Annotated in this window: 17 protein-coding genes; 5 read left to right on the forward strand and 12 right to left on the reverse strand. The window is 72.7% G+C overall.

Translation table 11 applies throughout. The annotated features are described in order from the left end of the window. From BKD26_RS23870 to BKD26_RS42085, 6 genes are all read right to left on the reverse strand, one after another. Positions 1-2,065, reverse strand: a 2,065-nt coding sequence (locus tag BKD26_RS23870) for an ALF repeat-containing protein (RefSeq protein ID WP_179166664.1), incomplete at its 3' end; no start/stop codon positions are given. Positions 2,066-2,192: 127 nt separating this feature from the next. Next, entirely contained in the window at positions 2,193-3,299 is a 1,107-nt protein-coding gene (locus BKD26_RS23875) for a hypothetical protein (RefSeq protein WP_241518798.1), read from the reverse strand. 89 nt (positions 3,300-3,388) lie between these two features. Beyond that, on the reverse strand, positions 3,389-4,090 hold the full coding sequence (locus tag BKD26_RS23880) for an RICIN domain-containing protein (RefSeq protein ID WP_084901773.1): 702 nt from the start codon (positions 4,088-4,090) through the stop codon (positions 3,389-3,391). A 400-nt stretch (positions 4,091-4,490) separates the two neighbouring features. Next, positions 4,491-4,991 (reverse strand): BBE domain-containing protein, encoded by a 501-nt coding sequence (locus BKD26_RS40885; protein WP_206603701.1) that lies wholly within the window; start codon positions 4,989-4,991, stop codon positions 4,491-4,493. After that, positions 4,916-5,539 (reverse strand): FAD-binding protein, encoded by a 624-nt coding sequence (locus BKD26_RS42080; RefSeq protein ID WP_206603702.1) that lies wholly within the window; start codon positions 5,537-5,539, stop codon positions 4,916-4,918. Before BKD26_RS42080 ends, BKD26_RS40885 begins: the two co-directional genes overlap by 76 nt. Beyond that, positions 5,482-5,904, reverse strand: a complete 423-nt coding sequence (locus BKD26_RS42085) for an FAD-dependent oxidoreductase (protein ID WP_206603703.1) — start codon at positions 5,902-5,904, stop codon at positions 5,482-5,484. The genes BKD26_RS42080 and BKD26_RS42085 overlap by 58 nt, the downstream gene beginning before the upstream one ends. A gap of 829 nt (positions 5,905-6,733) precedes the next feature. Between BKD26_RS42085 and BKD26_RS23890 the strand changes: the two genes are divergently transcribed. From BKD26_RS23890 to BKD26_RS23910, 5 genes are all read left to right on the forward strand, one after another. Beyond that, on the forward strand, positions 6,734-8,578 hold the full coding sequence (locus tag BKD26_RS23890) for a polysaccharide deacetylase family protein (RefSeq protein ID WP_084901776.1): 1,845 nt from the start codon (positions 6,734-6,736) through the stop codon (positions 8,576-8,578). 6 nt (positions 8,579-8,584) lie between these two features. Next, positions 8,585-9,640: a hypothetical protein gene (locus BKD26_RS23895; RefSeq protein WP_084901778.1), complete on the forward strand. Its 1,056-nt coding sequence runs from the start codon at positions 8,585-8,587 to the stop codon at positions 9,638-9,640. Further along, positions 9,637-10,983 (forward strand): glycosyltransferase, encoded by a 1,347-nt coding sequence (locus BKD26_RS23900; protein ID WP_084901781.1) that lies wholly within the window; start codon positions 9,637-9,639, stop codon positions 10,981-10,983. Before BKD26_RS23895 ends, BKD26_RS23900 begins: the two co-directional genes overlap by 4 nt. A gap of 88 nt (positions 10,984-11,071) precedes the next feature. After that, positions 11,072-12,199, forward strand: coding sequence for a UDP-N-acetylglucosamine 2-epimerase (non-hydrolyzing) (gene wecB / locus BKD26_RS23905; protein ID WP_241518799.1), 1,128 nt, complete (start codon positions 11,072-11,074; stop codon positions 12,197-12,199). After that, positions 12,196-12,846: a family 16 glycoside hydrolase gene (locus BKD26_RS23910; RefSeq protein ID WP_084901786.1), complete on the forward strand. Its 651-nt coding sequence runs from the start codon at positions 12,196-12,198 to the stop codon at positions 12,844-12,846. The genes wecB and BKD26_RS23910 overlap by 4 nt, the downstream gene beginning before the upstream one ends. Here the strand turns inward: BKD26_RS23910 and BKD26_RS23915 are convergent. From BKD26_RS23915 to BKD26_RS23940, 6 genes are read right to left on the reverse strand one after another with little or no spacing between them, the layout of a single operon-like run. Further along, entirely contained in the window at positions 12,824-13,543 is a 720-nt protein-coding gene (locus BKD26_RS23915; RefSeq protein ID WP_084901788.1) for a GntR family transcriptional regulator, read from the reverse strand. The two genes, BKD26_RS23910 and BKD26_RS23915, sit on opposite strands and share 23 nt — an antisense overlap. Positions 13,544-13,581: 38 nt before the next feature. Further along, entirely contained in the window at positions 13,582-14,583 is a 1,002-nt protein-coding gene (locus BKD26_RS23920; protein ID WP_084901791.1) for a proline racemase family protein, read from the reverse strand. Between the two features lie 2 nt (positions 14,584-14,585). After that, entirely contained in the window at positions 14,586-15,485 is a 900-nt protein-coding gene (locus BKD26_RS23925; protein ID WP_241518800.1) for a dihydrodipicolinate synthase family protein, read from the reverse strand. Then, positions 15,482-16,807: an FAD-dependent oxidoreductase gene (locus BKD26_RS23930; RefSeq protein ID WP_084901797.1), complete on the reverse strand. Its 1,326-nt coding sequence runs from the start codon at positions 16,805-16,807 to the stop codon at positions 15,482-15,484. The genes BKD26_RS23925 and BKD26_RS23930 overlap by 4 nt, the downstream gene beginning before the upstream one ends. After that, positions 16,797-17,069: a (2Fe-2S)-binding protein gene (locus tag BKD26_RS23935; protein ID WP_084901799.1), complete on the reverse strand. Its 273-nt coding sequence runs from the start codon at positions 17,067-17,069 to the stop codon at positions 16,797-16,799. Before BKD26_RS23935 ends, BKD26_RS23930 begins: the two co-directional genes overlap by 11 nt. Beyond that, on the reverse strand, positions 17,066-18,268 hold the full coding sequence (locus BKD26_RS23940; RefSeq protein ID WP_084901802.1) for an FAD-dependent oxidoreductase: 1,203 nt from the start codon (positions 18,266-18,268) through the stop codon (positions 17,066-17,068). The genes BKD26_RS23935 and BKD26_RS23940 overlap by 4 nt, the downstream gene beginning before the upstream one ends. Between the last annotated feature and the right edge of the window lie 74 nt (positions 18,269-18,342).

Raw genomic sequence — 18,342 nt, forward strand, 5'->3', positions numbered from 1 at the left:
TCGCCGCCGCGTCGGCGGCAGCGGCGGCCGCCTCGGCCTTGTTCGCCGCGGCGTTGGCCCGCGCGGCGTGCGGGGTGGCCTCCGCGGCGGCGGCCCGTGCCCGGGCGGCCGCGCCCGCGGCTTCCGTGGCGGCCGACCGCGCCCGTACCGCCGCGCCACTGGCCGTGTTGGCCGCGCCCCGGGCCTGACCGGCCGCCGCGCCGGCGGTGTTGGCGTCCGCCCGCGCCGCTTCCGCCGCGGCGTTCGCCTCACCCGCGTGCACCGTGCCGCGGGCCGAGGCGGCGATGGCCTCGGTCGCCTTGGCCCGGGCCTGCTTGGCGTTGTGTGCCCGCTCGGCCTCGTACGCCTTGTTCCTGGCCTCGCGGGCCTTGGTCTCCTCGCCTCGGGCGTTCTCGTCGGCCTTGGCGGCGATCCCTTCGTGTTCCGCGGCACGCGCGCGTGCCGAAGCCGCGGTGGCCGCGGCCGCCTGGGCCTGCGCCCGGGCCGCCGACGCGGTCCGCGCCTCGGCCTCCGCACGTGCCCGGGCCGCCGCCGCGGCGTCCCGCTCGCGCTCGGCGCGTGCCCGTGCCTGGGCGGCCAGGCCGCGCTCCCGTTCGGCGATCACCCGCTGCGCGGCGGCGATCTTCGCCTGGTGCTCGGCCTCGATACGGGCGTCGCGGGTCTTCTTGGCGTGTGCCCAGGCCTCCTGCTCGGCCTTCTCGGCCTCGATGCGGGCCTGCTTGGTCCTGGCCGCCGCGGCCGCGGCGATCGCCGCCTGCTTGTCGGCGGCCTCGGCCAGCCTGGCGCCGGCCCGGGCGTGCTCCTCGGCGTTGGCCCGCCACTTCACGGCCTGCTGTTCGTGCAGCTGCGCCTGGTTCTTGGCGTTCAGCCCGGCGGCGTCCGCCGCGGTGGCGTCGACGGCGTGCTGGGCGGTCCGGGCCGCCTTGACGGCCGCCTCCGCCGAGGCCGCGATGCCCGAGGCGACGTCCGCCCACTGGGTGCCGTAGGTGAGCCCGGTCTCCACCAGCACCCCGGCCTGCACCTTGGCCTGCGCGGCCGCCACCTCGGCCTGCTTGGCCGCCTGGTCGGCGTAACCGACCTGCCGGGCGACCTCGGCCTTGACCTGTTCGTAGGACGACAGGCGCTTGCCGGCCCGGTCGGCCGCCAGCATCCGGTCGGCCTCGCGCGAGGCCGCGGCCGCCGAGGACATCGCGTTGGCGGCGTTCTTCAGCGCCTTGACCGCGTCCCCGTGGACGGCGATCAGCTTGGTACGGGCCTCCGCCGCGCGCGCGGCCTTCTGGGCCAGGTCCCGCAGTCTCTCCGCGGCCTCCAGCGCTTCCTTCTGGGCCTTCTCGTGAGCTGCCCGGTCGTCGGCATCCTTCTGGGCGGCGACCAGGTAGCCCTTTTCCAGGAACTGCTCGATGACCGCGTTGTCGTTGGAGTCCAGCGCGGCCTGAGCGGCCCTCTTCACCTCCGGTCCGCCGGAGGTGGCCAGCATCTGTACGCGCTTGCGGTTCTCCTCGGCGCGCTTCTGGGCGTTCTGGTCGGTGGCCTTGTCCCGCTGCCGGGCTATCTCGGCGCCGAACGCCAGGAAGTCGTCCCGGTCCCTCGGGGTGCCCTTCAGGACCCGTTCGACCTCGGCGTTGAAGTACGGGCCACCCGTGCCGCGCATCGCCTCGATCTGCCGGCGGTTCTTGGCGTCGAGCTCGTTCTTCTTCGCCTTGGCGCGCTGACGGGCCTCGGCCTCACCGTGCTCCAGGAACTGCCGGATCGCGTGGGGGTCGGTGCTCTCCAAGGCCTTCCTGGCGGCCTCGCGGACTTCCTCCTCCTCGTCGAACTCCGCAAAGTCCTCCACCAGTTGCCGGTCCTGCTCGGCGCTGAGCCGGTCCAGCTCGGAACGCGGTGCGGCCGCCGCCGTGGTGGCCGGCTTGGGCAAGGAGGCGGCCACACCGTCCACGGCCGCCAGCGCCTGGGCGAACGTGGTCGCCCGCTCCGGCGTCGCGGCGGCGGCTTCGCCCGCCGCCACTCCACCCAGGATCGCCACGGCCACCGCCGCGGACACTGCCTTCTTCAGTTTGCCGGCCACGTCACCACGTGGCCGGCCGGCCCTCGGCCGGAATCCACCCATCACGGGTATAACCCCCCTGGTCGAATGAGTAAAAAGTCCCCGCCCCGCCCCATGCGGACGTAAGGCGGGAGCGAGCGGAGGGTGGTCAGCCCTGCACTCGCTTCTCGCCGGCCAGAGCCTGGCCGGCCATGTCCTGCCAGAACGCGGCCGCCTCGGCCGCCTCCGTCTGTTCGCCGGTCCAAAGGCCCTGGTTGGTCTCGGCCGGTCCGCTGATGTGCTTCCCGAGGCCGTCCGCGGATTCCCTGGCGGCCTTGGCGATGTTCTTCCAGTTCTCGGCCTGCGCCATGGCGGCGGCCTGCTCGGCCAGCCATGCCCTGCGCGCGGCGCCGGCGTGCTCGGCCACCGCCTTCCAGGCGCGTTCGGCCTCGGCCCTGGCCTTCGCCGCGTCCGTCGCGCCCTTCAGGGCCTGTTCGGCCGCCACGGCCTCCCCGGTCAGGCGGGACAGGGCGTGGTGCCGGGACGCCTCGGCGTCCGCGGTGCGTGCCCGGTGGCCGTCCAGGTCCAGGGAGGCGCCGGTCAGCCAGCCGTAGCCGAAGAACTCGGCGATGTCCGCGTCGCCCGCGCCGTCCCGCAGCGCCCACTGCGCGGCGACCCGTACCTGCTCACCCGGGTCGTGCGCCGCGACCGTGCGTACGAGGTCCCGGTCCTTGGCGGTGACGTCCCGCCTGTGCTGGGCGTCGGCCTCCCGCGCCACCCGGTCGCGGCGCTGCGCCTCGGCGTACCCGGACTTGACGAACGCGGCCTGGTCGGCGGCCGTGCCCTTCAGCGCCCGGCCGGCCGCCGCACGTACCTCGGGGGAGAACTCCACGGTGTGGGTACGGACCACCCGTTCGCAGAACGCCTTGTTGCGGGACCTGGTGTCCCTGGCCCGCTGCTTGGCGTAGTCGAAGCCCCCGCCGGGCGCCAGCCATTGCGCGATCGCCTCGTCACCGCGGGCGTGGCGCAGCGCGTTCCACGCCGACACGCGCACCTCGGCGGCCGGGTGCGTCTTCGCCCATACGAGGACCCGCCTGCGCGCGTCCTCGGCCACCGTCTGGGACATGGTGCGCGTGAGCTGATCGGCCGGACTGCCGGCCGGGACGGCGGCCGGCGCCGGGGCTTCGGCCCAGGCCGGTGTGACACCCGCGACCGCGCCTCCGCCGGCCAGGAGGCCGACCGTCAACGCCTGCGCGAACCACCACTGACGACTCACTCAAGATCCCCCAAAGCAGAAATGTCGGACAGAATTTGCGCCGAGCTGATCACTGGTCAGGTGATCAGCTCGGCGGTGTCGCGGAGAGGTCAGACCTTCAGCGGCTGGACGCGCCAGCGCTGGGCGAGGGTGCTGTTGCAGGTGTACTGCTGGACGGCCGCGCCGTCGGCCTTGCTGCCGCTCCTGACGTCCAGGCAGCGGTCGGCGGTGTGGGTGGGACGCAGTTCGTACAGCTTCTTGGTGGCATCGGCCACGACCATCTTCCAGCGCTGCTGGGTACCGCCGACGCACCACCACTGCTGGACGACCGCACCGGCATTGGTGCCGCTGTTCTCCACCTCGAGGCACTTGCCACTGTGCCTGGCCCGCACCTCGAAGTTCCCCGAGCCGACCGGCACCAGGTCGAAGACCTGGGAGTCGAGGCTGTCGGCGCGGGTGGCCTGGGTCGCGTTGGCGCCGTTGCGGAGGCTGCCGTTGGCGATGGTCAGGCACAGGCCGCTGTGCGCGGCCTGGAGCTTGGCGACGGGAGGGACGGCGGCGGCGGACGCGGCGGACGCGGACGCGGCGGGGGACGCGGCGGTGCCGGCGGCCTCGGGCGCGGCCCCGTCGGCGGCGTACGCGGTGGTCGCGACACCGGCCGCCAGGGCGGCCGTGTCCGACGGCGCGTCGACGGCGGCAACGGCGACGGCAGGCGTCACGACGCCGGTGACGGCCGCCAGCGCGGTGGCGGCCACGATCCCACGCGTGAAGACCCTCCGCACGCGTGCGGAGGTGGTGCGACTCGTGTGCATTCTGTTTTCGGTTCCCCCTGTTGCGTCCCCGCACGAGAGACCTGGTCATGGTCCTGCCACGAGAGCGCGGTGCGGGGTGGTCGGGGGAAGTCTTGGAGATCACCGACAGGGAGTCAAAACGGACGAGTAACTTCCGAATCCACGCCAGTCGGCTGAATCCCTTATGTGACTTTTTCTCCGTACCTTTCGGCGTACCGGATCTGCCGGATCTCCGGCTCCGGTGGAGGACAGCTTGCCCGGGGCGTGAGGATGATCACTCGGCCCACCGACCACGACGGCTACGAGCAGCATCCGCTGCTGAACACGAGGGTCCGCGACATCGCCGGCCGGGGTGAGGAGGACCTGCAGGCCGGGGACGCCGACGCGCGGGTACCTGGAGGAGTCGTGCGACAGCCGACCGTCAAAGGGCGACGGCGGGGAGGATGTTGGCGTTGCGGTGGAAGACGTTCTCCGGGTCGTACGTGGCCTTGACGCGGGTCAGCCGGTCGTACTTCTCCGGGCCGTAGGACCGGCGGACGCGGTCCTCCTCGATCTCGACCATGAAGTTCACATAGCCGCCGATGTTCGCGGCGTGCGGCGTCAGTTCCGTCCACAGGGCCCGCGCCCAGGCGGTGTCGGCGGTCAGGACCTCGGGGTCCGGACTGATGGCGGAGCAGCTCATGACGTACATGGGCTCGCGCAGGCCACCGAAGGCGGTGGCGTCCTCGTCGACGTCGGTGTACGCCCCGCCCAGGTGGAACGTCGGGCAGAACGACATCGGTGAGGTCTTGCGCGGGATGTACTCGCTCAGCAGGCCGATCACGTCCTCGTTCAGGTCGGCGTACGTCAGCCCCTTGTCGTACGACAGGATGCCGACCGGCGCGGCGTCGTCGAGCAGGCGCTGGAGCGCGGTGAACGGCATGGGGGTGCGCAGTTCGAAGAGCGTGGGGCCCCGTCGGCCACCGGGGCGACCGCCTCGGCGTGCTCCTCGGCGTGCTCCTCGGCCGTGCCGAAGCCGGCGACGATCAGCGCGTGGCCGAGCTTTCCCTGGTGCTCCTGCGGTACGAAGGGTTCCGGCGGGGCGCTCAGGCCGACGCCCATCAGCGCGCCCGTGCCGCGCGGCAGTCGCGGGACCAGGTCGCCCATCAGGCGCAGCGCGTCGGGGCCGTCGCCGATGCCCCAGAAGAACAGGCCGACATGGACCTCCGGGCCGACCGGGTGCGCCCGGAAGGTGAAGGTGGTGACGACTCCGAAGTTGCCGCCTCCCCCGCGCAGCCCCCAGAACAGGTCGGGGTTCTCGTCCTCGCTCGCGCGGACGACGCTGCCGTTGGCGAGGACCACGTCGGCGGCGAGCAAGTTGTCGACGGTCAGCCCGTGTTGGCGGGTCAGCCAGCCCATGCCACCGCCGAGGGTCAGGCCGGCGACACCGGTGTGGCTGACCGTGCCGCCCGGGACAGCGAGGCCGTACACCTGGGTTGCGGCGTCCAGTTCGGCGAGGGTGGCCCGCCGCAGCGGACGGTGCGGGCGTCCGGGTCCACCTCGACCCCGTTCATGTCGCTGAGGTCGACGACCAGCCCGTCGGGGCAGATGGACGCCCCGGAGAAGCTGTGGCCTCCGCCGCGTACGGAGATCTCCAGGTGCTCCTCACGGGCGAAGCCCAGCGCGGTGGCGAGGTCCTCGAGGCTCGCGCAGCGCGCCACCAGGGCGGGGCGGTGGTCGATGGCCCCGTTCCAGATGGAGCGGACCTGGTCGTAGTCGGTGTCGTCGGGGGTGACGAGCCGGCCTTCGAGCCGGTCCCGGAACGAGCCGACTGCCTGTTCGGCGAGAGTGGTCATGGCGGTCTCCGCAGGTGTCCTGGCGCGTCTCGCAGGGATCCCGGCGCGTTACTGCGGTCCGGGCGCGGAGGGGCGGATCGGCACGTCGGCGAGCGGAGCGATGCGCGCTGTTCTCGGCGTTGTGTTTCACGCTGCCTTCAACGTAGACGCCGTGCGTACAGCCGGACAACTCACACAGTCACCGCGATATGTATGCGTCCGGCGTTATGGGAGCTCACCGCCTTCCGGCCTCGGGCCGGCGCCGGGCGAGCCGCCGACGCCCACTGCGACCAGCACAGATGCGAGGGCGGAGCCCGGACGGCGGACTCGCGGACGTAAAGGAATAGAAAAAATGGTGCATATGCGCCGAATACTCCTTGACCGGTCCGTGCGTCAGTCATGAGGGTGGACAGCAGAGCGTTACCGGGGCCCGATCCCGGAAGGCGCTCAGGCCCCGCATCGGCCGCCCCGAAAGGTTCGCCATGTCCCTCCGCACCAGTCGGACGTCAGCCCCCGTCCCGCACCCGCTGCGGCGCGCCACGGACTGGCCCCCCGCGGACCTCCGGCACGGCCACCACCACCGGGGCGGAACGACCGGCCCCGGCGCCCACCCCGCGCGGCGCGCCTCCGACCGCGTCACGCTCACCGCCTCCCCGCAGCGCCGCGCATCGCGCCGCCCCTCCGCCTCGCCCCGCCGCCGCCGTACGCGCACGTCCCCCGGCACGTCCGCGGCAGGCCGCCGGGGCGGCAGCGAAGGCGGCCCACCAGGGCATTGCGACGACGGACCCGCATCGGCCGAGCCACCGGGTGACGTACCTCAGCGGCCCCCCATCACTCCAGGGGCGTCGCAATGACGACGAACCTCATCGCCCTGGCCGCGATCGCGCTGATCGCCTACCCGCTGCTGCTCCTCGTCCTGATGGCCGCGTCCGGCGGGCACCGCGCACGCCGCTGGTTCGGCGGTCTCAGGCGCGGCAGCCAGAGCCTCGTCGCACTCGGTCTGGCGGTCGTGCTGGCAGCGGGCGTCTGGGCCGGGCCGAACGTCGTGGCACCGATGTTCGCGGACGACCCGATCGACTGCCACCCCACCGGCCCCGTACGGGCTCGGCAGGCCGCGACGGGCCCCACCCCCGCCGACCTCTCCGCCCCGACCAGGCCTCCCGAGCGCCCGGCGCCCGGAGTGGTGTCCGGGGCAGCCGCGCCCACGGCGGAGCCGGACAGGCGGCCCGCCCTGGTGCTCTACGACGGCGACGGCGGCCGCGACGCGGACTGGACAGCCCAGTTGACGGCCCAGCAGGCGGCCAACGTCGCCTCGCACTTCGGGCCCTGGATCGTCAAGCCGGTCGAGGACTACAAGGCGGGCGAGGCGCGCGAGCACTCGGCCGTGCTGTACTTCGGCACGTCACCGGAGTTCCCCATCCCGGCGGCCTTCCTCGACGACGTGATGAGCAGCCGGGTGCCGGTGTTCTGGGCCGGCGAGAACCTCGACCAACTGGCCGACCACGCTCCGTGGCTCTGGAAGAGCCGATACGGCTTCCGCGCGACGGGCCCCGGCATCAGGGGAGTCGACCAGGTCGACTACCGCGGCACCGCCCTGACCCGCGAGACCCCGCCGGGCGACCGCGGCATCCGTACCGTGCGCGTCGACGACCCCGGCAAGGCGAAGGTTCTGGCCGAGGCACACCGCCCGGACGGCAGCCGGACCCCCTGGGCGGTGCGGGCGGCGAACCTCTGGTACATCGTCGAGAGCCCGTTCAACTACACCACGGCGACCAACCGGTACCTGGCCTTCAGCGACCTGCTCTTCGATGTCCTGGCCCCCGCCACCCAGGAACGCCACCGTGCCCTGGTCCGGCTGGAGGACATCGGGCCGAACGCGGACCCGGACCAGCTCCGGGACATCGGTACCTGCCTCCATCAGGCAGGGGTGCCGTTCAGCTTCGGCGTCCTGCCGATCTACATCGACCCCTACGGCAAGGCCAACCAGGGCGAGCCGACGAGCTTCACCCTCAAGGACCGCCCGGAGGTCGTCGAGGCGCTGCGGTACCTGATCGACCACGGCGGCACCGTGATCATGCACGGCGTGACCCACCAGCTCGGCACGCTGAAGAACCCGTACCACGGGATAAGCGGCGAGGACTTCGAGTTCTTCCTCGCCCACCAGGACTCCAAGAAGTTCGTCATACCGGACGGGATGGTGCCCGGCATGTCGCGGGAGCGGACGCTAAAGCGCCTCGACCAAGGACTCGCGGAGTTCCGGGCCGCCGGACTGCCCCGGCCGCAGATTTTCGAGTTCCCCCACTACGCGGCCGGGCCGGTCGACTACGAGGCGGTCGGGCAGCGCTTCGGCTACCGCTACGACCAGACGATGAACTACGCGAGTTCGGTCCGTGGCGGCTTCCCCGACGCGCGGGAGCGGGCCGATCAGTTCTACCCGTACGGTGTCAGGGACGTCTACGGCTCGGCGGTGATCCCCGAGAACCTCGGCAACGTCGAGTCCACCGGGCACAACGGCCTTCCCCCGATCCACCCCGAGGACATCATCGACGCGGCCAAGCGCAATCTGGTCGTCCGGGACGGTGTGGCCAGCTTCTTCTACCACCCGCCCCTGGGCGTCGACGGGCTCCGCGAGATCGTGCAGGGCATCCTCGACCTGGGCTACGACTTCGTCCGTCCGTCGGACATCATGAAATGAGCCGACATGCCTGTCCCGCGCTCCTTCCGCATCGGCCGAGACTTCTTCGGGCACCGGTCCCCCCGCCGCGGGCAGCCCGTGACCGGCACGATGCCCGCTCAGCGCGGCTTCGCGCTGCCCACGTGGGAAACCGACGGGTACGAGGATCCGCACGCGCCCGCCTACCTCCGGCAGATCGCGTCCGTGGGCGCCAACTGGGTCCAACTGAACCCGACGTGGTACCAGTACGACCAGGGCACCGACGTCATCCGCACGACCTCGGAGACAGCCGGCGACAGCGGCGTCGCCCGGATGATCTACCTGGCCCACCGGCACGGGCTGAAGGTGCTGCTCAAGCCCCACGTCGATCTGGAGGACGACACCGACCGCGCGACCATCCGTCCCTCCTCCCCCGACGACTGGTTCAGGGCATACGGGGACTTCGTCGCCCACTATGCGCGCCTCGCCGCGTGGTGCGGTGCCGACGCCTTCGCCGTCGGCACGGAACTCGCCGGCACGGTCGGCGACCGGAGCCGCTGGCTCACGGTGGTCGCCCGCGCGCGCGAGTCCTACGCAGGCCCCTTGCTCTACGCGGCGAACTACGACGAGTACGAGAGCGTCGGATTCTGGGACGCGGTCGATCTCATCGGAATCGACGCGTACTGGCCCTTGAGCGATGCGCCGAGCAACGACGCACGGCGGCTCACCCGGGCATGGGGGCCCGTCCGTGACCGGCTGGCGCGAGTCGCCGCCGGGACCGGCAAGCAGATCCTGTTCACCGAAGCCGGTTACACGAGTGTGCGCGGTGGCGTGACCGCCCCGTACTCGTGGACCGTCTCGCCGACACCCGACGCCGCCGAGCAGGCCGCCGGTTATGAGTCGCTGCTCCGCGCGTTCACCGGCCGGCCGTGGTGGGCCGGCGTCCACTGGTGGGTCTGGGAGCAGTTGCCCGCCACGACCGGCCGGACCCGTTCACTGGACTACTCCGCCCACGGCAAGGACGCCGAGGGTGTGGTGGCCCGCTGGTGGGCGCCCCAAGGGCCCCGCGTGGGGACCGCCCACAGAGAGGCACGACAGACATGACTCTGGTCGCATCAGCAGTCCTGTTCACCTTCCTGCTCTACGTCCTCTTCATGTTCGCCCTCGGGCGCGGGGAGGGGCGGGAGGAACACAAGCACCGCAAGCACCGGCAGGGCCACCGGAGCGCCCCAGCACCCGCGAACGTGAACGCCGACCATCTGCTGTTCGCGTTCGTCCTGCCCTGCCTCAACGAGGAACTGGTGATCGCGTCGAGCCTGGAGCGGCTGCTGGCCCTGCCCGAACGCAACTGGGTCGCCCTCGTTGTCGACGACGGCTCGGACGATACGACCGCCGAGGTCGTCGAGCGCTTCGCCGACCCCCGGATCCTGCTGCTGCGACGCGTCCGGCCACAGGCCAGGCAGGGCAAGGGAGAAGCGCTCAACGCGGCGTACCGACACATCCGCACGGAGCTGATCCGGACACCGGCCTTCACCGGGTACGGCCGGGACGACATCGTGCTGGTGGTCGTCGACGCCGACGGGCGGATCAGGTCCGACGCGCTGTCAGTGGTGGCCCCGATGTTCCGGGACCCGGACATCGGCGCCGTACAGATCGCCGTGCGGATCCACAACGCCGCCGCCGGTCTGCTGGCCAGGCTCCAGGACGTCGAGTTCGTCACGTACACGGAAATCTTCCAGCGCGCCCGGAGCAGGCTCGGCAGCGCCGGTCTCGGAGGCAACGGTCAGTTCACCCGGCTCTCCGCGCTGGAGGCGCTGGGGAACGCACCCTGGACCCGCTGTCTCACCGAGGACCTCGACCTGGGCGTACGCCTTCTCTCCCACGGCTGGCGCACCCGGTTCACCCCGCACACCCAGGTGTGGCAGCAGGGCCTGACCCGGCTGCGGCCCTTCCTTCGCCAGCGCACCCGCTGGTTCCAGGGGCACCTCCAGTGCATCGCGGAGATCCCCCGGATCCTCACGTCACAGCTTCCCCTGCGGACCGTCGTGGACCTGCTGGTCGTCCTGACCCTGCCGCTGCTCGTCCTACTGACGACGTTCTCGGTGGCGGCCTTCTACGCGTCACTCATCAGCCTGGCGGCAGGCGGCGGGACGGAGATGCTGGAGACGGCGACGGCCAACTACGGCATCGTCCTGATCGTGTGGGGCCTCGTCTCGTTCGGCGTGGCACCCGTGTGCGCCTACGCCTACCGCCGGGCCGCGCGAACGAGTGTGCTGCGCAGCGTGGGGTACGGCCTGCTGTTCACCTTCTACTGCTACCACTGGCTGCCCGTGGGCTGGCTGGCCGTCGGCCGGCAACTGCTGCGCCGCAGCACGTGGGCGAAGACCCGGCGCCTCCCCGAGCCGCCACGGCGCCCCGTCGAACCTCAGCGCCAGACCGTCTCCTGACGCGCCGACACTTCCCATATGAACCAGATGCTCCCAATGCGGTGATCGTATGCTCTCGGTACGCTCCACATCAGACGGCAGGCTGCACGTGGCGGTCGTTCTCGGCACGCGGCCCGAGGCCATCAAACTGGCCCCGGTCATCCGGGCACTGGGGGATTCGCCACTGTTCGAACCGGTGCTGATCAATACCGGCCAGCACCGCGAGATGCTCGAGCAGATGCTGCGGCGGCTCGGGCTCACCGTGGGCCACGACCTCGCCGTGATGCGGGAGCGTCAGCAACTGTCCGCGCTCACCGCCCGTCTGATCGGCGGGCTGGGCGAGCTGATCCGCGAGGAACGGCCCGATCTGGTCATGGTGCAAGGCGATACGAGCAGCACACTGTGCGGGGCCCTCGCGGCCTTCTACGAACACGTCCCGGTGGCGCACGTGGAGGCGGGGCTGCGCAGTGGCGTCATCGACAACCCGTTCCCCGAGGAGCTCAACCGGCAGTTGGTCACCCGGATGGCGCGCTGGCACTTCGCGCCCACCCCGCGCGCGGCCGCCGCGCTGACGGCCGAGGCCGTACCCGCCTCGGCCGTCATGGTGACCGGCAACACGGTCATCGACAACCTGCTGTGGGCCCACCACCGGACGGACGGACGGTCCGCCTTCCGCAGCGGACGCCGGGGCCTGCTCGTCACACTGCACCGGCGGGAGAACCAGGGGGCCCGGATGCGGGCGCTCGCCGACACGCTGCTGCGGCTCGCCGAGCGCCCGGACGTCGAGGTGCTGGTGCCGCTCCACAAGAGCCCCGCCGTACGAGACGTACTCCTGCCCGCGCTGGGTGCGAACCCGCGGATCACCCTGACCGAACCGCTCGACTACTTCGACTTCATCGCCACCATGGCGGACTCCACTCTCGTCCTCACCGATTCCGGAGGCGTGCAGGAGGAGGCGCCCAGTTTCGACAAGCCGGTGCTGGTGCTGCGCGACACGACCGAACGCCCGGAAGTGGTCCGGGCGGGCGCTGCCAAGCTGGTAGGCACCGACCCCGGTGCGGTGCACGCGGCGGCCACCGCCCTGCTGGACGACCGGGTGCTGTACCGGCGCATGGCGGGAGCGCCCAACCCCTTCGGTGACGGCCACGCGTCGGAGCGGATCCTCGGTGCCCTGGCACACGACTTCGGCCGTGTCCCCGCTCCTGCCCGGCCCCTCGACGTCGTCACGGCCGGGTGAGGGGCCCCTCCGGCGCCTGGGCCGGCGCCGCTCTGCTGCTCCTGGCAGCGCTCCTGCTGCCCGCCTGCGACACCGATCCCGAAGCGGCCCGTTGGCAGGAGGGCAGCGAGCACGGGCCCTGGCGCGTCGTCTACGACGGCGACGGCAGCGTCACCGGTGAGGGCGGCACCATCACGCTCTCGCCCCAGCCGGCCCGGCAGACCGACAAGACGCATGCGGCGATGGTGGTGTCGAAGGACTCCTACGAAGACTTCACATACCGCCTGCGGATGCGCACGGTGAAACAGTTGCGCACACCGGATCACCCCAACCCGTGGGAGGCCGCGTGGGCCATCTGGCGCCACACCGACGACACGCACTTCTACTACCTGGTGCTCAAGCCCAACGGGTGGGAGCTGGGCAAGGCCAGCCCCGACTGTCCGGGAAACCAGTGCTTCCTCGCTACCCGGTCCGGCTCGTACCCGATCCACTCCTGGCACACGGTCGAGGTGCGCCAGACCGGCACCACGATGACCGTCCGCATCGACGACGAACCGATCGTCACCCACACCGACCGCCGCGCCCCCTACCCCCGGGGTGCCGTAGGCATGTACACCGAGGACGCCACGGTCGAGTTCGAGGACATCAGCGTACGGGGGCACGGCTGACGTCGTCGCCCCCGGACTCTGACCCGGGCCCGGTCTCGGACTCGGCCCACAGCGAGCGCACATGTCCCAGGTGCCGGGCCATGCACGCCTCGGCCGCCGCCGCGTCGCCGGTGAGCATGGTGTCGAGCAGCTCGTGGTGTTCCTGGGCGGAGGCGACGAGCAGGCCGCGTTCGGCGAGGGCCGTGAGGCCGTAGAGGCGGGCGCGTTTGCGGAGGTCGCCGACCGTTTCGACGAGGCGGTCGTTGCCGGAGAGGGCCAGCAGGGAGAGGTGGAAGCGGCGGTCGGCGTCGAGGTAGCGGATGAGGTCGTGGTCGCGGGCGCTGGTGACGATCTCCTCGGCGACCGGGCGCAGCTCCTCCAGCCGCCGGCGGTCCGCCGAGCGGGTGATGGCGCCGATGGTCGGCACCTCGATCAGGGCGCGCAGTTCCGTGTACTGGTCGAGGTCGCGTTCGCTGACCTCGGTGATCCTGAACCCCTTGTTGCGTACGGGTTCGACCAGGCCCTCGCGCGCCAGGTCGAGCATCGCCTCGCGCACGGGCGTGGCGGAGATGCCGAAGTCGGCCGCGAGGGCCGGGGCGGAGTAGACCGCGCCGGGTTGCAGCTCACCGGCGATCAGGGCGGCGCGCAGGGCGTTCGCCACCTGGTCGCGCAGGCGTTCCTGGCTGGTGATCAGGTGCTTCAGGTGCTGGCCGGCCATGGTGCTGCCTCCGTGCAGGTCGTCGGGATCGTAGGGGATCAGAGGAGGAAGCCCGCGGGGAAGGGGTCGGCGGGGTCCAGGAAGTACTGGGCGGTCCCGGTGATCCAGGCGCGGCCGGTGATGGCGGGTATGACGGCGGGCAGGCCGCCGACCGTCGTCTCGCCGGTGAGCCGCCCCGTGAACCGCGTACCGATGAACGACTCGTTGACGAAGTCGCGCCCGAGCGGCAGGTCACCGCGCGCGTGGAGCTGGGCCATGCGGGCGGAGGTGCCGGTGCCGCACGGTGAGCGGTCGAACCAGCCGGGGTGGATGGCCATGGCGTGCCGGGAGTGGGCGGCGTCGGAGCCGGGGGCGGCGAGGTAGACGTGCTTGACGCCGCCGAAGGACGGGTCCTCGGGGTGGACGGGGCGTTCGGTGGCGTTGACGGCGTCCATGACGGCGAGCCCGGCGGCGAGCAGGTCGTCCTTGCGGGACCGGTCGAAAGGGAGCCCGAGAGTGTTCAGCTCGACGAAGGCGTAGAAGTTGCCGCCGTACGCCAGGTCATAGGTGACCGTGCCGAAGCCGGGCACCTTGACCGTCCGTTCGAGGGCGACGCAGAAGGCGGGGACGTTGGTGAGGGTGACGGACGTCGCGGCCCCGTCCTCGACCCGGACGTCGACGCTCACCAGTCCGGCGGGGGTGTCGAGGCGGACGGTGGTGACCGGCTCGGTCACGGGCACCATGCCGGTCTCGACCAGGACGGTGGCGACGCCGATGGTGCCGTGCCCGCACATGGGCAGCAGCCCGGACACCTCGATGAACAGGACGCCGACGTCGGCGTCGGGCCGGGTCGGCGGTTGCAGGATGGCGCCGCTCATGGCGGCGTGGCCGCGCGGCTCGTACATCAGGAGGGTGCGTACGTGGTCGAGGTGGTCGATGACGTGCCGGCGCCGCTCGGCCATGGTGGCGCCCGGGATGGTGCCGACCCCGCCGGTGATGACGCGGGTCGGCATGCCCTCGGTGTGCGAGTCGACGGCGTGGTAGACGTGCCGGGTCCGCATGGCTAGGCGAGTCCTTCCGCGAGCGCCTTCTCGGTGGCGGCGCGGACGACGGCGGAGTGCTCGTCGGAGAGCGGGCTACGGGGCGGGCGGCACGGCCCGCCCCGGTACCCGGCGAGGTCCATGGACAGCTTGATCGCCTGGACGAACTCGGGCTTGGAGTCCCAGCGCAGCAGCGGGTGCAGGGCCCGGTAGAGCGGCAGGGCGGTGTCCAGGTCGTGGGCGACGGCGGCCCGGTAGAGGGCGACGGACGCGGCGGGCAGGGCGTTGGGGTAGCCGGCGATCCAGCCCACGGCACCAGCGAGCGCCAGCTCCAGCAGCACGTCGTCGGCGCCGATCAACAGGTCCAGGTCCGGCGCCAGTTCGGCGGTCTCGTACGCGCGGCGCACATCGCCGCTGAACTCCTTGACGGCGACGATGCTGCCGTCGCCGTGCACCTGCGCGAGCAGCGAGGGTGTCAGGTCGACCTTGGTGTCGTAGGGGTTGTTGTACGCGACGACAGGGAGGCCGGCGCGCGCCACCTCGGCGTAGTGGGCGCGTACGGAAGCGGCGTCGGCGCGGTACGCGTTGGGCGGCAGCAGCAGGACGGACCCGCAGCCCGCCTCCGCCGCCTGCTCGGCCCACCGGCGGGCCTCGGCGCTGCCGTACGCGGCGACGCCGGGCATCACCCGCGCCCCGTCGCCCGCCGCCTCGACGGCGACGCGGACGACACGGGCCCGCTCGTCGTCGGTCAGGGTCTGGTACTCGCCGAGCGAGCCGTTGGGGACGACGCCGTCGCAGCCGCGGGCGACGAGCCGGGCGACGTGTTCGGCGTACGCGTCGTAGTCGACGGTCAGGTCGTCACGGAACGGCAGGGAGGTGGCGACCATGACGCCGTGCCAGGGAGAGATGCGGTGGTCCATCATTCGGCTCCTGGTGGTTGTGCCAGCTGACTGAGCGGTACGGGGCAGGAGAGCGGGCGCCGGTCGGGCGCCGGGTCCTGTCCCGCGAGGCGGGCGACGGCAGGTCCGCACATGCGGCCCTGGCACCAGCCCATTCCGGCGCGGGTGAGCAGCTTGACGGTACGGGTGTCCCGGGCGCCCAGGTCGGTGACGGCTCGGCGGACGCGGTCGGCGGTGACCTCCTCGCAGCGGCACACCTCGGTGGCGCCGTCCAGCCAGTCGGTCCAGCCGGGGCCGGGCCGGTGGGCTGCGGCCATGCCGTCGGCGAAGGTGCGGAGCCGGGCGCGGCGGCGGGTGAGTGCTCCGGGCGGGCGGCGCCCGGCGATGGAGAGGGCGGCGATCTCGCCCTCCACGCGGGCGAGTTCGGCGCCGCCGACGCCGCACGTCTCGCCGGCGGCCCAGATGCCCGGCACGGAGGTGCGCTGCTGGGCGTCGACGTCCAGGGCGGGGGTGCCGTCGGGCGTGCGGCGGGTGGCGCAGCCGAGGCCGGTGGCGAGCTCCAGCTGCGGGACGAGGCCGTGGCCGACCGCGAGGGCGTCGCACGGGATGCGGCGGCCGGTGCCGGGGACGGGGCGCCAGTCGGCGTCGAGCCGCGCGACGGTCACGGCTTCGACGCGGGTGGTGCCGTGGGCGGCGGTGACCGCGTGGCGGGTGAGGAGGCGCGTGCTGTGGCGGAGGAGGGCGCCGCCGTGCAGGGCGCCTTGGGCGAGCTTGGCCGGGTTGCGTACGAGGGCGGGGGCGTGGCGGGCGTACGCGGTGTAGTCGGCCGCCTCGACGAGGGCGGGGACCCGGGCTCCGGCGGCGGCCAGTGTGGTGGCGACGGCGAGCAGCAGGGGCCCGCTGCCCGCGACGACGATACGGCGGCCGGGGAGGACGCCCCCGGCCTTGAGCATCGCCTGGGCGCCGCCCGCCCCGACGACGCCGGGCAGCGTCCAGCCGGGGAAGGGGAGCTGGCGCTCGTACGCGCCAGTGGCGAGGAGGACGGCGCGGGCGCGGACGGCGGCGGGGACCTCGTCAGGGCCCACGACGGCGTGCAGGAGCCAAGCGGCGCCGTCGGGGACGACGGTCCAGACGTGGTGGGTGGGCAGGTGGCGCACACCGGTCAGCTTGCGTACGAGAGGGCACACCGCGCGGGGCACGGGGCCACCCGCCGGGTGGCGGTGGATCTGGCCGCCAGGCCTGTCCGCCGCGTCCAGCAGGGTGACGTCAAGGCCGAGTCCGGCGGCGGTCGCGGCGGCGGCGAGCCCGGCCGGCCCGGCGCCCACGATGGCCAGGTCAGCGGTCATGGCCGGTTCCCTCCTGGGTGGTGACCGTGTCGCCGGGGCGGGCGGGCAGAAGACAGGCGCGCTGGTTGGGGCGGCCGTTGACGGTGGCGAGGCAGTCGTAGCAGGTGCCGATCCCGCAGAACGCGCCGCGTGGTGCCCCGCCGTGCCGGGTGGTGCGCCAGGCGAGGATGCCCGCGCCCCACAGGGCGGCGGCGACGGACTGGCCCGGCACGGCGGTGACGGGGCGCCCGTCGAAGGTGAGCGTGAACGGCGCGGGTTTCATCGGGCGGCTCCTTCGGTGTCGTCGAAGTCCCTGTCGTCGAAGTCCGTGTCGTCGAAGCGGTCGGGGCGGAACGGCCGGATGTCCAGGGCCGGTTGCTCCCCACGCAGTACGTCGGCCACGACCCGCCCGGTCGCCGGGGCGAGGCCGATGCCCGCGCCCTCGTGGCCGCACGCGTGGTAAAGGCCCGGCACGCGCGCGTCCGGGCCGATGGCCGGGAGGTGGTCCGGCAGATAGGGCCGGAAGCCGTGGTACGCCCGGATGGCGCGTACGCCGCCCAGGACCGGGAACAGGGCCGTGGCCTGCGCGGCGAGCCGCCGCAGCGCCTCCGTCGACAGCGTCCGGTCGAAGCCGACGCGCTCGCGGGTGGCGCCGATCAGGACCGTCCCGGCGGGGGTGCCCTCCAAGACGGCGGAGGACTGCAGGGCCGCCGAACCGCTGGCGACGTCGGCGATGTAGTCGGCCGCGTACACCTTGTGGCGCACGAGCCGGGGCGGGAGCGGTTCGGTGACGAGGACGAAGCCGCGCCGGGGCAGCACGGGCAGGTGGACGCCGGCCAGTTCGGCCAGCGCTCCGCCCCAGGTGCCGGTGGCGTTGACGACGGCGGGGGTGTGGAGGTCGCCGCGTGCGGTGCGTACGCCCCGGACGGCGCCGGACCGGTCGGTGAGCACGGCCGTGACCGCTTCACCGAGCCGCACGTCCGCCCCGGAGGCGCGCAGGAGCTGGGCGGCGGCCATGGCGGGCTGTACCTGGGCGTCGTCGGGGTAGTGGAATCCGCCGGCGAGGCCGGGCGCGAGGTGCGGTTCGAGGTCATGGAGCCCGTGGCCGGGGATCTCGTACGCCTCGACGCCCTCCTTTCCCTGCCCCGCGGCGAAGGCCCGCAGTGCGGTGAGGGCGGCCTCGTCGGATGCGACGACGAGACCGCCCTTGGGCTCGTACTCGGTCTCCGGTGGGAGCGTTTCGGCGAGTTCACGCCACAGTCGGGTGGACAGCAGCGCGAGGTCGAGCTCCGGGCCCGGCTCCTTGTCGGAGACGAGCAGGTTGCCTTCTCCGGCACCTGTGGTGCCGCCCGCGACGGGACCGCGGTCGACGACGGTGACGGCGAGGCCGGCTCGGCCGGCGTAGTACGCACAGGCCGCTCCGACGACTCCGGCTCCGATGATCACGGCGTCCGGCACATGACTCACGTGTCTCGTGGGCACGGCAGTAACATTTCACATGTTACTGCGTCTGTACAGAGCGCCGTCCGGGGCCAAATCCCTTACCCGCAGGACCG

The organism is Streptomyces sp. CB03238 (genome assembly GCF_002099185.1).
Taxonomy (GTDB): Bacteria; Actinomycetota; Actinomycetes; order Streptomycetales; family Streptomycetaceae; genus Streptomyces.